The organism is Clostridioides sp. ES-S-0190-01, assembly GCF_020658275.1.
Classification (GTDB): domain Bacteria; phylum Bacillota; class Clostridia; order Peptostreptococcales; family Peptostreptococcaceae; genus Clostridioides.
This window is the reverse complement of the sequence record NZ_JACVWA010000006.1, coordinates 24,450-39,644: the sequence shown is the minus strand read 5'-3', so window position 1 is coordinate 39,644 and position 15,195 is coordinate 24,450. Positions and strand designations below refer to the sequence as shown.

The window sequence follows — 15,195 nt, the reverse complement described above, 5'->3', positions numbered from 1 at the left end:
ATCATCCCTTAATCAGTCATCAAAATTATTCTAATCATTTCTTCTACTGTTGTCTTTCCACCTAAAACCTTTTTAACTATATCCTCTTTTAGACTAATCATACCTTGTTTTTTAGCTAACTTTAAAATTTCTCTTTGATTTGCAGATGAATCTATTAGCTCTTTTATTTCTGGTGTAATTTCAAGCATTTCAAATATACCTAGACGTCCCTTATATCCAGTATTATTACATCTTTCACATCCCTGTCCTTTATAGATAGTCACTGATTCGTTTACATCAATTCCAAGAGCCTTTTTTTCTCCAGTGTCTGCTTCATATGAAATTCTACAATGTTCACATATTTTTCGTGTCAGCCTTTGAGATATTACCCCTAAAAGAGATGAAGTTATCAAAAAACTTTCCACATCCATATCTAAAAGACGTGAAATCGCTCCGACTGCTGTATTTGCATGTAATGTACTTAAAACTAAATGTCCTGTAAGAGAAGCTCTAATTGCTATTTCAGCAGTTTCTGTATCTCTTATCTCTCCAACCATTATTATATCTGGGTCTTGACGCATAAAGGCTCTAAGCCCACTGGCAAAAGTAAGTCCTGCCTTCTCATTTATTTGAGATTGATTTACACCAGGTAGTTCATACTCTATAGGGTCTTCTATCGTTAATAAATTTCTATTTTCCGTATTCAATTGATTTAGCATTGAATATAATGTAGTAGTTTTTCCACTTCCAGTAGGTCCAACTACCAATATAAGCCCATAAGGAGTATTTATTAACTCATCATATATCTTAGAGCCATGTTCATCTATTCCTAGTACTTCTTTACTTACCATAAAATTACTCTTATCAAGTACTCTCATTGCTATTTTTTCATCCCTATTAGTAGGCATTGTAGAAACCCTAAAATCTATAGGTTTATTATCTACTTTTAAATATATTCTACCATCTTGTGGAATCCGCTTTTCAGATATATTTATATCTGACATTATTTTTATACGACTTATTACCGCTTTGTATGGAGCAGAGTTCATTCTCATATATTCTCTTAACATTCCATCTATTCTAAATCTAACACGCATGTAATTTTCGCTTTGTTCTATATGTATATCACTGGCCTCCATTCTAACAGCATTTTCTAGTATATTATTTACTAGTCTTACTATTGGAGCAGCATTTACATCCTCTTCAAGGATTACTGTTTCTCTAATTCCACCAGTCTTGTTTTTGTTGTATTCAGTCATTGCTTTATTTATTTCTGAATGTGCATAAGCATGACCGATTGCTTTGTTTATATCTTCTGCACTTGATATAAATATTTCGACATCTTTACCTGACATACGTCTTACATCTTGAACTGCTTCTCTGTCTTGTGGGTCTGACATGGCTAGACATATTTTATTCCCATCGATTTTGAATGGAAATACAGCATATCTTTTGCATATATTTTCTGGAACCATCTTTGTAGCTAATGTATCTATTTCTGTTCCTTCTAAAAATACACTTTCTATATCTAAAAGTTCTTTTAATACACTTATTAATAAGTTACTATCTATAAGACCTTCTTGTACTAGAAATTCTCCTAGTCTTTTTCCACTGTTTTTTTGCTCTGATAATGCCCATTTAAGCTGGTCTTCTGTTATGTATCCTTTTTCGACCAGTTTGTCTCCTATTCTAACTTTTTTAGCCACAGATTTCACTCCTTTACTATCTCAATTATATCATCATTTATGATTGGATATTAAAGAAAATAGTATAAAAGACAGGAAGATTTTCTTCCTGTCTTTTTTATTATTTTATAATTAAACTTAAATACAATCAAACAATAAAAATACTATTTAGTATTAGCTTCTAAATGGTCTATAAGAACCATATATACATTGCCACCATCTACTGCACCACTTAATTCTGTAGTAAGCTCAGCATTTGTATAAACCTTATTAGCACCTATATCAGATACTAATTTGCTTGCTTGCTCCTTTGTTAAAGTTGCACCTGTTATTAATAGAGCCAATTTTTTAGTATCATCTTTAGCTTTAACTAAAGTATATGTGCCACCAACATCAGAATTTGTTATATTAGATTCCATGTATGTTTTCAAATCATCAGTAATATCTTCAGGAAATTCATTCTTATCAGCATAATAAGACAATGCTGCACTCTTAACTGAGCTATAATCAGACTCAACACTTGCTACCTTAGCTTTGTTTATATTACTAAATAAAGCTGGAACTGCCACTACTGCTAATATACCTATAATTGCAATTACTACCAATAATTCCACTAAAGTGAAACCTTTTTTATTCTTTCTTAACTTCATTTTTATTCCCCCTCAATTTTTTTAATTAATACTTAATTATAATATATCTGGTTAAAAATCTAAGTAAAATTATTTACACGTACTAACCAGATTTATTTCTAGCATATAACCATTTTTTTGAACAAAAAAAACTATGAAAATAAAAGTATCATAAATACAATTTCATAGCCGGTTGCACCACTAACTCAATATGTTCCAAGGTGCCCACATCACAGAACATACATCAACGTTTCTATTTTATTAAATTTAGAATGATATATAACTCATAATAGAGATACATATCCACTTATATTATATAATAGTTACCACATTTTAGCAATACAGTTTATATTATTTATATATACCAAACTTTAACATATTCAAACATAATTTCCGAAAGTAATTATACTATACAAAAAAAGAAACATCTCCCTACAATTATCATATATCGTAAGGAGATATTTATAAATTATCATTTAGTTTTATCATTGTCATTTCCATCCTTTGCTAATATTTATTTGAAAGCTAAAAGCTATTACAATATAGTATTTTATTAAAAACATCTATATATAAACATTCTATATTCTTGCAGTTATGATTCAGCCACAATCACTATATAAATGAAACTCTTCATCTATATATATGCTTATCGTACAAAATTACTTTCTTTACAGTAACTTTATATAATCCAGAACCCTCTCACAAACACTAAAGATATAGAATAGATACTATTTTCAATTCTTATAAATAAACTTTCAATAGATTTTTATATTTACTTTAGATTGTGGCTGAATCAATTAATTATTAGGGGTTCATCTTCAATCCTTCCCATTGGAAACACCTCTTTCTTTAATTTATATTTACATAATACTACATAATTCAAACTTTTTCAATGCTTTTTCCAAATATTTTTTATATTCGTAATATTCATAATTTTATATTTTTTATTAAATTTAGTTTTTAATTACTTATCCACATGTTTTACAAGAAACATTTACTTTTATATACACACATACAACTCCAATAAATTATACTAATACATAAATTAGATATTAAAAAAGAGTTGCTTAAAAACTTACTTTAAGCAACTCTTATAAATCTAATTAATTAAAATAATTTACTTACTGATTCATTAGAGAATATCATTCTTATAGCATCTCCAAATAAAGGAGCTACTGTTTTTATTTTTATCTTATCTATTCTTTTTTCTTCAGGAAGTTGTATAGTATCAAGAACTATTAACTCACTTATTTCTGAATTAGAAATTCTTTCAATAGCTGGTCCTGATAATACACCATGAGTACAACAAGCATAAACATCTTTTGCACCAAACTCTTTAAGTGCATTTGCCGCATTAACGATTGTTCCAGCTGTATCTATCATATCATCTAATAGTATAACATTTTTACCCTTAACATCACCTATTAAGTTCATAACTTCACATACATTAGCTTTTGGTCTTCTCTTATCTATTATCGCTATTGGAACTTCTCCATTTAAAGTATTAGCAAACTTTCTTGATCTAGTAACACTTCCTAAATCTGGAGATACTACTACTAAATCTTCTATTTTCTTTTCATTGAAGTAATCTGCTAATATTGTTCCACCTAATAAGTGGTCTAGTGGTATATCAAAGTATCCTTGTATTTGAGCTGCATGTAAATCCATTGTTAATACTCTGTCTGCCCCAGCAGCAGTTATTAAGTTTGCAACTAATTTAGCAGTGATTGGATCTCTTGCCTTAGCTTTTCTATCTTGTCTTGCATATCCATAGTAAGGAATAACTGCTGTTATTCTTCCTGCTGATGCTCTCTTTAATGCATCAATTAAGATTAATAACTCCATTAAGTTATCATTTACTGGACTATTAGTAGATTGTACTACAAACACATCACAACCTCTTACTGTCTCATTCATGTTTACACATATTTCACCATCACTAAATGTACCTACTTCACAGTCTAGCACTGATACACCTATATAGTCAGCTATTTTTTGTGCTAACTCTTTCGATGAATTACCTGCAATAATTTTAATCTCGCTTCCGCTAGTATTCATTTATGTAACCCTCCTGAAAATTTTAAAATCCTAATGAATATAATTTATAATAATTTCGAGCTAATTTTATTAGCCAAAATAATAAACTAAATAACTACTTACCTTGATTATCTTTTTGATTCTTCTTTTCTACCCATCCTTCTTTAACAACTTGTCTTTGTCTTGCTATTGCTAAAGCTCCATCTGGGACATCATGTGTTATTGTTGAACCTGTTGCTATATATCCTTTTTCTTCTACAACTACTGGTGCAACTAAATTAGAATTTGAACCTATAAACGCATCATCTTTAACTATTGACTTAAATTTATTTTTACCATCATAGTTTACAAATACTACTCCACATCCAATATTTACATTTTTTCCAACATGCGCATCTCCTATATAAGAAAGATGAGATGCTTTTGAACCATCTTCTATAACAGCATTTTTTACCTCTACAAAATCACCTATTTTTACATTGTTTCCTAAGTTAGTTTTCGGTCTTAAATATGCATATGGTCCAACAGTAGTATTATCTCCAACTTTACTATCAAGTATCGTTGAATTTTTTATTTCTGTACCATTTCCTATTTCTGAGTTTGTTATAGATGAGTTCATTCCAATTATACAATCTGAACCTATCTTTGTTTTTCCTTGTAACATAACCCCTGGATATATTATAGTATCATTACCTATCTCAACATCAGATTCTATGTAGGTAGAGTTAGTGTTTATTATAGTCACTCCATTTACCATATGAGATTCATTTATTCTTCTTCTCATAATTTCTTCTGCCTTTGATAATTCCACTCTTGAGTTAACACCCATAAGTTCTTCAATAGTTGAACCTGCAAATGCACCAACTTTTAAGCCCTTGTCTCTCATTATTTTAGCAGTATCAGTTAAATAATATTCACCTTGTGCATTGTTATTATTTAACAAATCTAATGCTTCTCTAAGACTCTTTCCATTAAAACAGTATATCCCAGAATTTATCTCACTTATCATTTTTTCTTCTGAATTTGCATCTTTTTGTTCCACTATTTTAAGAAGGTCACCCTTCTTATCTCTTATTATTCTACCATAACCTGTTGGATTTCCAACTTTTGTTGTAAGAACTGTGGCATGATATTTATTTTCTATATGGAAATCAAATAATTTCTTTAATGTTTCTTCCTTTATAAGTGGAGTATCTCCACAAAGTACAACTATTATATCGTCATCATTTATATATTCTTTAGCCATTTTTACAGCATGTCCTGTTCCAAGCTGTTCTGTTTGCATAGCTATCATAGTTTCTTCTGCAAGTTTTTCTTTTACTACATCCGCTTCATGCCCCAAAATTACAACAGTATCCTTTACACCTGATTTTTTTGAAACATCTATAATATGGTTGACCATTTCTTTTCCGCATACTTTATGTATAACTTTTGGGTATTTAGACTTCATTCTTGTTCCTTTGCCAGCGGCAAGGATTATAGCTTTAAAGTTCATTGATACACTCCATTCAATCTAATTTAATTTTATTCGTATTATTATCTCAATCAATATACATTATAATACATTTATTTAACAATTTGTATACAACATATACATTATCACTAATAATATAGCACTTTTTTACTAAAAAGTACATATTTTAATGCAAATTCTACATTTAAAAAGAGCCTAAATGTTCGGGCTCTCTCCATTTTATATTTATTGTTATTCAGCAGCTACTTCCCATTGAACTAATGCTTCATGATACGCTTGTAAAACTGCATCTTCTAAAACTTGTCTCATTTCTGCATTTATTGGATGAGCTATGTCTCTGAAATTTCCTTCGCCTACTTTTCTGCTAGGCATTGCTATAAATAACCCATTGTGGCCTTCTATAACTTTTATATCATGCACTACAAACAAATTATCAAAAGTTATTGAAACTATACATTTCATCTTGCCTTCTTCTGTTAATTTTCTTACTCTTACGTCAGTTATCTTCATACCAATATATCCCCCTTTGATTTTGACAGAAATTAATTTATATTAAAATTATTATTGTTGGAATAAATTAATATAAACTGTTTTTTAAGTAATTCTATGGACAACTAGGGATATCCTCTTTTTATTTTTACATATTTTTCTAAATATTTTTTTTATTAATCTTCATCTATTTCAAATTCAAATTCTGAATCATTTTCTTCATCTAATTCTTCATTTCTATATTCATCTTTAAAAGTTTTTAAATTTGGTTCAACTACTATTTTATCTCCAGTAACATCTAACTGAATTAGTGATATATAATCTTTTACCATTTTTTCTGAAGGATTTGTTGTAGATATAAATACTCCAGTACCTATAACCTCTGCTCCAAATTCATTCATAAGGTCTACCATTCCTTTTATAGTACCTCCACCCCTCATGAAATCATCTATAATTATAACTTTACTATCTGGTTTAAGAGCCCTTCTTGGTAAACTCATACTCTCAACCTTCGAATTATTTCCACTTACATATGTCATACTAAGGGTAGGACCTTCTGATACTTTTATGTCTTTCCTTATTATAACTAAAGGCAAATTCATAGCCTTTGCAGTCATAAGTGCCATAGGTATACCTTTTGTTTCCATTGTTACAACATAATCTGCATCTACATATTCAATGTTTGAAGCAAATATTTTTCCTATCTTAGCAGCTATTGTAGGGTCATAAATTAAATCAATTAAGTATAAAAAACCACCAGATAGTATTCTAGATGTGTCACATATTTTCTCACATAATTCCATTAAAAACTCTGCATTTTCTGCTATAGAAGTTTTAGGTATATATTTTACTCCTCCTGCTGCACCTGAGATAGTTATAACTTTCCCTAAATGTAGTTTTTCAAATACATTTTTTACAACTAATAAATCTTCACTTATTGTGGATTTTGCTGCATTAAATTGATTTGTAAAATAACTTAATGTATATATTTTATTTGGATTATCAGATAGTATTTTAACTATTGCTCCAATTCTCTCTGTTCTTTTAAATTTCATTACTATTTCCTCCTACAAATACCTTTATATAACGTTAAACTAAATAATGCATAACAATTCGTATTGTGGTATAATATTACTTATGTTTTATTATATTCAAAAATAAAATACATATAATATTATATGCATATTAATTATAAAATATTGAACATTATATTATTATACCACAAAAATAGTTCATATTGTAGGACTTAATTAAAAAGAAAGGTGGTTTTATTATGAATATACACTTTATAGGAATTGGCGGTATCAGCATGAGTGCATTAGCCGAAATATGTATCAATAAGGGTTATCAGGTTTCAGGTTCGGATTCAAACGAATCATATCTATTAGACAAACTTAGGGATCAAGGGGCAAACATCTATATCGGTCAAAAAAAAGAAAATATATCAGATGATGTAAATATGGTTGTTTATACTGCAGCAGTTCACCCAGATAATGAAGAACTTATAGCTGCTCGAGAAAAGAATAAATTAATAATGAACAGAGCTACTTTTTTAGGCCAGATTATGAGAGAATATAAAAACTCTATAGCAGTTTCTGGTACACATGGAAAGACTTCTACAACATCTATGTTGTCTACAATTTTTGAATATGCAGACTTAGACCCAACTATACTAGTTGGTGGTAACTTAAGCATGATAGGTGGTAATGTTAAGATAGGTAATTCTAACCATTTTATAACTGAAGCATGTGAATATGTAGATAGTTTCCTTAATTTTAATCCTAAGATATCTATAGTTTTAAATGTTGAGGAAGACCATCTTGATTATTTCTCAGGTATAGACGAAATCAAAGCTTCTTTTAATAAATTTGGTAAACTTTTACCTCCAGATGGATATTTCATAATAAATGGTGATGATGAAAATGTAGATGACATATTATATGATGTCAAAGCTACTATTATAAAATATGGTAGAGATTCTGACAATGATGCTGTAATAAAAGACATACATTTTGATAATAGTGGTCATGGGATATTTAAAATAGAGTATCAAGGAAAAGATTTGGGAGAATTTGAGCTTTCTGTATATGGTCTTCATAATATATACAATGCTTCTTCTGCTATAATGGCAGCTCTTGTTTCTGGTATTGATTTAGAGACTATAAGAAAAAATTTAAAAATATATAAAGGTGTAGGAAGACGATTTGAATCTAAAGGATACTACAAAAATGCCTTAGTAATAGATGATTATGCACATCATCCAACTGAATTAAAGGCTACTTTAGCTGCTGCTAAAAAGTTAAAAAAATCAACTTTATGGTGCATCTTCCAGCCACATACTTACACTAGAACAAAATCTCTTTTAGGAGAATTTTCAGAAGCTTTCTATGCTGCTGATAAAGTTATCATAACAGACATATATGCTGCAAGAGAAGATGATCCAGGAGATATACACTCTAAAGATTTAGTTGAAAAATTATATCAAAACAACGTAGATGCTATCTACATAAAAGAATTTGAAGATATAGTAAAATATTTACGTGAAAATGTTAATGATAATGATTTAGTAATAACTGCTGGTGCTGGTCCAATATATAAGGTTGCAGACTTACTAGTTGAAAAATAGTATGTAACTAAAAATAACATATAAAAATTAATGTAGGCTATCAAATGATATAATCGCTTGATAGCCTTCTTAATATTTTATTTCTTTCCAATCTCAAATATTTCATTTTTAAGATAATCAAATAAACTTGTATGAACCTCGTAGTAAGAGACAGTTTTTTTAGAAGTAACTTTTACATAATCCTTGCCCATTGTATCTACTTTCACAGCAAAATTTTCACCTTTTATATTTATACTGAAATTATAATCACTTCTTTCCTTGCTTTTTTCTGGCTGAACCTTTCCTACAACTCTTTTTGAAATCATCTTATGTGCTAAATCATCAAACTTCCATTTATGAACCTTCTTAGTTTCTTTTCCATAAGTTATAGTGACCTCTTTCCAGTCTTTATAGTGACTCAAAAGGTCAAATGAAGTATATATACTCTCATCTAAAAGTTTCTTAAAAGAATTTTTGGAATCAATTGGAACTTTATAATATTCCTCTTTATTTACAGTATAGACTCTAAAAAAATTAAGGTCTGTAGAAAATTTAATTCCATCATCAGAATACCCTTCATAAATTGCTTCATAAGAAGTAGTATTTCTTACCTTCTTAAATTCTGAGAAAAAGAACTTTATCTCGTTCCACATATCTTCTTCGATTTTTATGTTTTCTACATTTTTATCTGATACATAAATTTTCTTTTTCTCTTTTATTTGAGTCATTAAAGACCTATTATCTTCTGTCTCTGTTTCTACTTTCTTTGGAACTTCACTCTTATCCTTCTCCATGTTTAGACCTATTTTAAAGGATATAAAGTATATTATAAAGAAAACAACTACTCCTATTAATATTGCAGCTTTTTTCTTTAGTTTTCTTTTCTTACTCATTTAACCACCCCTAGAGTTTATAGTCATAAAACAATTATATAACTTTTTACACTTTTTTTTAAGCTATAATTATTTTATACACTTATTTCCTTGGCAATTAGTGCATGGTTCAACATGAACTGTTATCCCTTTTACAAATTCCATATGTTTTATTATATGTTTTTCCAACTTAGTAGCAATATCGTGCCCCTGTTTTACTGTGAGATTTTCATCAACACATATAGTCAAGTCCACATATGCCATAGCTCCATGCTTTCTAGTCTTTATATCTCCTAGATTTTTAACACCTTCTGTATCTGCTACAATAAACTTTAATTCTCTTCTTTCTTCTTCATCAACTGAAACATCCATCAATTCATTTACAGAACTTCTAAGTATATCGATTCCTACCTTAGCCACAAATACTGCCACTACAACTGACGCAATTGGGTCTAATGGTTTAAATCCTAAAATAGAACCTCCTATACCTATAAATGCAGCCACTGAAGATAGAGCATCTGACCTATGATGCCAAGCATCTGCTTTTAAAGCTGGTGAATTTATCTTTTTAGCAACTTTGATTGTTATTCTATATTGATACTCTTTTATCAAAATTGAGATGACTGACACTATTAACGGAAGTATTGATGGAACACTCAATGCATCTAAGTTAAATAATGATTTAATAGCCCCTATACCTATTGTTATAGAAACAAATATAAGTAATATTGATAATACGAATGATACCAATGTCTCTGCCTTTTCGTGACCATAATTATGTTCCTTATCTCCTGGTCTAGAAGATACATAATTACCTATCAGTACACCTATAGAACTTATAATATCTGAGGCTGAATGTAATCCATCTGCAATCATAGCACTCGAATTACCAATAATACCAGCTATCACCTTAATTATTGTTAAGACTATATTCCAAATTATTGATTGTATTGTTATTTTATTTGCTTCCTCATACCTTGTTTCCATTGTTATTCCTCCTAACAAACCAAATCTAAATATTATTAAAAACATATACTTAAACATAAATTAAATTTATTATTATATTCAAATGTATATCTTTTACTTTCAATAGAGATTATCAATCTTCTATAAAATGAAAAATCACCTAGCTTGAGCTAGGCGATATATATATTATACACTATTATTTAAATTTATGCTTCTTTTATTATCTCTATTACCATTTTGGCAGAATCATATAAATCCTTTATAGCTATATGTTCATCTAATGTATGCGCATTTTTCATACCTATTCCTAGAGTTATAGCTTCAATACCATTTTTACTTAATATATTAGTATCGCTACCTCCTCCTGTAGATTCAGTATGACCTTCTATTCCTAAATTTGAAAATGCTTTTTTTGCAAGTTGTATTATTTCTGAATTTTCATTCACATCTATTGGAGTATATGCTCTATTTACATCTATTTCAATTTTAGCTCCAAAATCCTTAGCAGCTTTTTCAAAAGTTTCTACCATATGTTTAGTTTGAACATCTAATTTATCTTCTTTTAGACTTCTAGCTTCTGCAACTATGTTAACTTCTCCTGTTACTATATTTGTAGCTGTTCCACCATTTATAATTCCTATGTTAGCAGTTGTTTCTTCATCTATTCTAAGTAAATTCATATTATCTATTGCTCTAGCAGCTACCATTATAGCACTTATACCAGCTTCAGGCTCAAGACCTGCATGAGCTGTCTTTCCTAATATCTTAACATTTATTACATCTTGTGCAGGAGCTTTTACTATTATCTCTCCTGGAGAACCACCACTATCTAATACAAAGGCATATTTAGAATCTATTTTTGCATAGTCTAAATTTTTAGCTCCAACTAATCCACATTCTTCACATATAGAGAATACAACTTGAATATCAGTATGTTCTATATTATTTTCTTTTACTTGTCTTAATCCCTCTAATATAGCTGCTATACCTGCTTTATCATCAGATCCTAATATTGTAGTCCCATCACTTTTTATTATTCCATTTACTTCATCCACTATAGGTTTTACCCCTATTCCTGGAGTTACTGTATCCATATGTGAACTAAATAATATTTTCTTTCCTTCTTTATTTCCTTTTAAAGTAGCTATTATATTGCCTGTTTCTCCATTTGCTTTTTCACCAGCATTATCTACTACAACTGAACAACCTATTTCTTCTAACTTTTCAACTAATACTTTGGCTACGTTCCCCTCTTTTAAAGATAAACTGTCTATCTGTATTAATTCAAGGAACTCATTTAAAATTCTTTGCTCGTTTATCATAATCTTCCTCCATAATATAATAGGTATTTCAACATATATTGTAGTGTAATATTTAAATATTATCAATAGTTTTTAAACTTTTATATCATTTTAGTTAAGTTTCTTTACTAAAATGAAAGTTAAAGTTAAATTCTTTCATTCTTATTGTTTTATCTAACTATACTTCTCTGTCTAGAATCTATAAAGCATAACCAGTAGCCTAAACTATTGGTTCTGTGGTCACAAGCTTGATATCTCAAAAATCCTGTACTTCCATTATCTGGTTGTTCATTTCTATTACCTGGAATAGCATAAATATAATGCTTTCTCTTATTATATTCATCATATTGTACTCCGAATAAGTAATGTCTATATTTATATGAATGTAAAACTGCATCACTATACATTGTATAATTCAATACATTTAAATATCCTAAATAAGGCATTGAATATCCACACAATGTTGTAGGGTTTACCTCTATTTTCCACCATCTTGTATTGTCTATATAATCTGCTGTAAAAGGCTTAACTTCTCTAAATAACTTTAACCCTTTCTTTATTTGTCTAGGCATAAGTAATGTTCCAGCTTGCTTATTCCCACTATCTATTTGATTTATTCCATTGGCTCTTTTTACTTTTTCAACATTATTTTGTTCTTTTTGAGTTTTCTTTGACTTAGTAGTTTTTTGAGAAGCAACTACCTTTTCTTCATGTCTTATTTCAAAATCTTCTTCATCCTCATCATATTCATCTTCATATTCTATATCGTCATAGAATTCATTTTCTTTAGCCTTGTTATAATTTTCTATTTCCTTATAGTTATTAAATTCTTCAATTTCATCATCACTAGAATCTTCTACATCTGCTCTTATCTTTAATTCTCCCTCTTCAGTTTCATCATCTTCCCAATAATCTTCATATTCATCTTCATCATATTCTTCTATAATATATTCTTCGTCACTATCACTGTTTTCTTCATTATCAGCATCTTCTTCTAAGTACTCTTCTTCTCTTTCAACCTCTATATCTTCTTCTAAATACTCTTCTTCACTTTCAGCTAACTCTTCATCTTCTACATCTTGGAATAATATGTCCTCATAATTTTCAATCTTATTTCCCTTAAACCCAACTAGAGGAATATTTCTTTCATACAATAAGGCAATTCCTTTTATTTCTTCATCATAATCCTCTAAATCTAAAACAAATTCACCTCTTCCTTGTTCATTTAAAATTATATTTCCTAAGTCTATTAATCCATGGTCACCTTTTATTGCTACTGCTTTATACCCATCTTTAACATATTTTAGATTTTCTACATATAATGCAATGATTGATTTTTCATCATTTACTTCGACTTTTGCAAAAGCTTTTGGCAGTACTCGTTCTTTGTATCTAAAGTTTATGTCTTTAGCTTCTAGTATTATATAGTCTCTTTTAAACTTTCTTTTAGAACCCACTGCAATCCCCCCTTAACACAGTTTCTCTAAACAATATATGTTAATAAAATAAAAAAAAGTACCTCCTATTTAGAAGATACTTTTGTATTTACTATATTTGAAAGAACTGCAAACTCTTCTATACTAAGAGTTTCACCACGTCTTTTTTCATCTATATTAGCTTCTTTTAATATTTCTCTTATTTCGTCCTTATTAAGAAAACCAAGGCCTCCCAATGAATTAAGTAAAGTCTTCCTTCTTTGTCCAAAAGATGCTTTTACTGTCTTGAAAAATAGTTCTTCATTATGAACATCATATTTCTTTTCAGCTCTGACATGTAAACCTATAACCGTTGAATCTACATTGGGTTGTGGTATAAACATATGTCTTGGAGCCTTTGCTACAATTTCTGTTTCACAATAGTACTGAACAGCTATGGACAATGCTCCATAATCCTTTGTACTTGGAACAGCATTCATTCTATCTGCAACTTCTTTTTGAACCATAACTACTATATCCGTTACAGGTATATCCTCTTCTAAAAATTTCATAACTATTGGTGTAGTTATATAATATGGAAGATTTGCTACAAGCTTAACTGGTCCACCATTTAATTTATCTTTTACTAGTTCTTGTATATCTACTTTTAATATATCTTGGTTTATAACTTCTATATTCTCTAAATCTGATAAGGTATCTTTCAATATAGGAATTAAGTTTCTATCAATTTCTATAGCTACCACTTTCTCTGCTACCTTACCCATTTCACGAGTAAGTGTACCTATCCCAGGACCTACTTCTATTATGTTATCTCCTTCTGTAACTCTAGCTCCATCCAATATTTTATCTATTATATTACTATCTATTAAAAAATTCTGACCTAAAGACTTTGAAAATTTAAAATTATGTTTTTGTACTACTTCTTTCGTTGCACTGTGTGAAGATAGTCTATCCATCGTTTACTCCTTTTTAACTTATTTTAAGATTTTATCCTATTAATTATACTTATTTACATGTGTTTAAAGCAAAATATTTATTAAAGATAATTTATTTTAAATTACTCCATAATTTTATATTTATTTTTTATATATTTTTTTCATATCATACATGCTTACATTTAAATTTGTTTTAATGCACTTATAAATTCTTCTCTTTCAACACCATAATTATTTAATCTATTTAAAAATTGCTTTGCATTTCCATAACCAATCCCAAGTATTTTACCAAGTGCATCTCTCCTAGATGATGCATCTTCATTTCCTATAAGACCATTTCTAATCAAATCAACTTGTTTAAATTCATCTCTTTTCTCTGTACTTTCAGTTCTAACTTTATTTAAAGCTGCTATTATACTTTTAGGAGTAGCATTTTCTATACCTATATCTCCATCCTTTTTAGCTTCTTCTCTTGGTAAAAACGCATGTTTACATCCTGGAACTTCTGATGCTATTTTTTTTCTTATTTTTTCACCTGCAAAATCTGGGTCTGTAAATATTATAACTCCTCGTCTTTCATTAGCTGATTTTATACGCTCCATTACTCCTTTTGGAAATCCAAATCCACCTGTGGTTATAAGTTCTGCATCTATTGCTCTCTTAACAGCTGTAACATCATCTCTTCCCTCTACTACTATTATCTCTTTTATCATATAAATTCACCTTTTATTTGTTTTTAGTTTTTGTTTACATCTCTTTATTTTAAGGTTTTTATTTAATTTAATCA

The 15,195-nt window shown here is 29.1% G+C and carries 13 protein-coding genes and 1 riboswitch; of the genes, 1 reads left to right on the top strand and 12 read right to left on the bottom strand.

Annotated elements, in window-relative coordinates; all coding sequences use genetic code 11:
* Window positions 1-8: 8 nt before the first annotated feature.
* From IC214_RS01075 to purR, 6 genes are all read right to left on the bottom strand, one after another.
* A complete protein-coding gene (locus IC214_RS01075; protein WP_227436326.1) occupies window positions 9-1,685 on the bottom strand; it encodes a GspE/PulE family protein in 1,677 nt (558 codons plus the stop codon).
* A 143-nt stretch (window positions 1,686-1,828) separates the two neighbouring features.
* Window positions 1,829-2,314, bottom strand: a complete 486-nt coding sequence (locus tag IC214_RS01070) for a type II secretion system protein (RefSeq protein ID WP_227825272.1) — start codon at window positions 2,312-2,314, stop codon at window positions 1,829-1,831.
* A 157-nt stretch (window positions 2,315-2,471) separates the two neighbouring features.
* Window positions 2,472-2,557, bottom strand: a riboswitch (cyclic di-GMP riboswitch).
* Window positions 2,558-3,400: 843 nt separating this feature from the next.
* A complete protein-coding gene (locus tag IC214_RS01065) occupies window positions 3,401-4,351 on the bottom strand; it encodes a ribose-phosphate diphosphokinase (RefSeq protein WP_054271950.1) in 951 nt (316 codons plus the stop codon).
* A 94-nt stretch (window positions 4,352-4,445) separates the two neighbouring features.
* Window positions 4,446-5,825, bottom strand: a complete 1,380-nt coding sequence (gene glmU / locus IC214_RS01060; protein WP_227436330.1) for a bifunctional UDP-N-acetylglucosamine diphosphorylase/glucosamine-1-phosphate N-acetyltransferase GlmU — start codon at window positions 5,823-5,825, stop codon at window positions 4,446-4,448.
* Window positions 5,826-6,035: 210 nt separating this feature from the next.
* Entirely contained in the window at window positions 6,036-6,314 is a 279-nt protein-coding gene (gene spoVG, locus IC214_RS01055) for a septation regulator SpoVG (protein ID WP_003421453.1), read from the bottom strand.
* Between the two features lie 155 nt (window positions 6,315-6,469).
* Window positions 6,470-7,348, bottom strand: coding sequence for a pur operon repressor (purR, locus tag IC214_RS01050; protein ID WP_227436331.1), 879 nt, complete (start codon window positions 7,346-7,348; stop codon window positions 6,470-6,472).
* A 218-nt stretch (window positions 7,349-7,566) separates the two neighbouring features.
* Between purR and murC the strand changes: the two genes are divergently transcribed.
* Window positions 7,567-8,919 carry a UDP-N-acetylmuramate--L-alanine ligase gene (gene murC, locus IC214_RS01045; RefSeq protein ID WP_227436333.1) on the top strand — a complete coding sequence of 451 codons (1,353 nt, stop codon included), beginning with the start codon at window positions 7,567-7,569 and terminating at the stop codon, window positions 8,917-8,919.
* A gap of 77 nt (window positions 8,920-8,996) precedes the next feature.
* Here the strand turns inward: murC and IC214_RS01040 are convergent, their stop codons facing one another.
* The 6 genes from IC214_RS01040 to rnmV form a co-directional block, all read right to left on the bottom strand.
* Complete coding sequence (locus IC214_RS01040; RefSeq protein ID WP_227436335.1) at window positions 8,997-9,791, bottom strand: hypothetical protein; 795 nt, start codon at window positions 9,789-9,791, stop codon at window positions 8,997-8,999.
* Between the two features lie 69 nt (window positions 9,792-9,860).
* The gene (locus IC214_RS01035) at window positions 9,861-10,757 is read right to left on the bottom strand and encodes a cation diffusion facilitator family transporter (RefSeq protein WP_227436337.1); all 897 of its coding nucleotides are present in this window, start codon (window positions 10,755-10,757) and stop codon (window positions 9,861-9,863) included.
* A gap of 185 nt (window positions 10,758-10,942) precedes the next feature.
* On the bottom strand, window positions 10,943-12,058 hold the full coding sequence (locus IC214_RS01030; protein WP_227851752.1) for a M20/M25/M40 family metallo-hydrolase: 1,116 nt from the start codon (window positions 12,056-12,058) through the stop codon (window positions 10,943-10,945).
* A 149-nt stretch (window positions 12,059-12,207) separates the two neighbouring features.
* Window positions 12,208-13,494 (bottom strand): hypothetical protein, encoded by a 1,287-nt coding sequence (locus IC214_RS01025; protein ID WP_227436342.1) that lies wholly within the window; start codon window positions 13,492-13,494, stop codon window positions 12,208-12,210.
* 65 nt (window positions 13,495-13,559) lie between these two features.
* Window positions 13,560-14,429 (bottom strand): 16S rRNA (adenine(1518)-N(6)/adenine(1519)-N(6))-dimethyltransferase RsmA, encoded by an 870-nt coding sequence (gene rsmA, locus IC214_RS01020; protein WP_227825271.1) that lies wholly within the window; start codon window positions 14,427-14,429, stop codon window positions 13,560-13,562.
* Window positions 14,430-14,590: 161 nt separating this feature from the next.
* On the bottom strand, window positions 14,591-15,121 hold the full coding sequence (gene rnmV / locus IC214_RS01015; protein WP_227436345.1) for a ribonuclease M5: 531 nt from the start codon (window positions 15,119-15,121) through the stop codon (window positions 14,591-14,593).
* Between the last annotated feature and the right edge of the window lie 74 nt (window positions 15,122-15,195).

Coding starts and splice junctions, on each gene's coding strand:
- IC214_RS01070 (WP_227825272.1), bottom strand. CDS start 2,314: ATGAAGTTAAGAAAGAATAAAAAAGGTTTCACTTTAGTGGAATTATTG.
- IC214_RS01065 (WP_054271950.1), bottom strand. CDS start 4,351: ATGAATACTAGCGGAAGCGAGATTAAAATTATTGCAGGTAATTCATCG.
- glmU (WP_227436330.1), bottom strand. CDS start 5,825: ATGAACTTTAAAGCTATAATCCTTGCCGCTGGCAAAGGAACAAGAATG.
- spoVG (WP_003421453.1), bottom strand. CDS start 6,314: ATGAAGATAACTGACGTAAGAGTAAGAAAATTAACAGAAGAAGGCAAG.
- purR (WP_227436331.1), bottom strand. CDS start 7,348: ATGAAATTTAAAAGAACAGAGAGAATTGGAGCAATAGTTAAAATACTA.
- murC (WP_227436333.1), top strand. CDS start 7,567: ATGAATATACACTTTATAGGAATTGGCGGTATCAGCATGAGTGCATTA.
- IC214_RS01040 (WP_227436335.1), bottom strand. CDS start 9,791: ATGAGTAAGAAAAGAAAACTAAAGAAAAAAGCTGCAATATTAATAGGA.
- IC214_RS01035 (WP_227436337.1), bottom strand. CDS start 10,757: ATGGAAACAAGGTATGAGGAAGCAAATAAAATAACAATACAATCAATA.
- IC214_RS01030 (WP_227851752.1), bottom strand. CDS start 12,058: ATGATAAACGAGCAAAGAATTTTAAATGAGTTCCTTGAATTAATACAG.
- rsmA (WP_227825271.1), bottom strand. CDS start 14,429: ATGGATAGACTATCTTCACACAGTGCAACGAAAGAAGTAGTACAAAAA.
- rnmV (WP_227436345.1), bottom strand. CDS start 15,121: ATGATAAAAGAGATAATAGTAGTAGAGGGAAGAGATGATGTTACAGCT.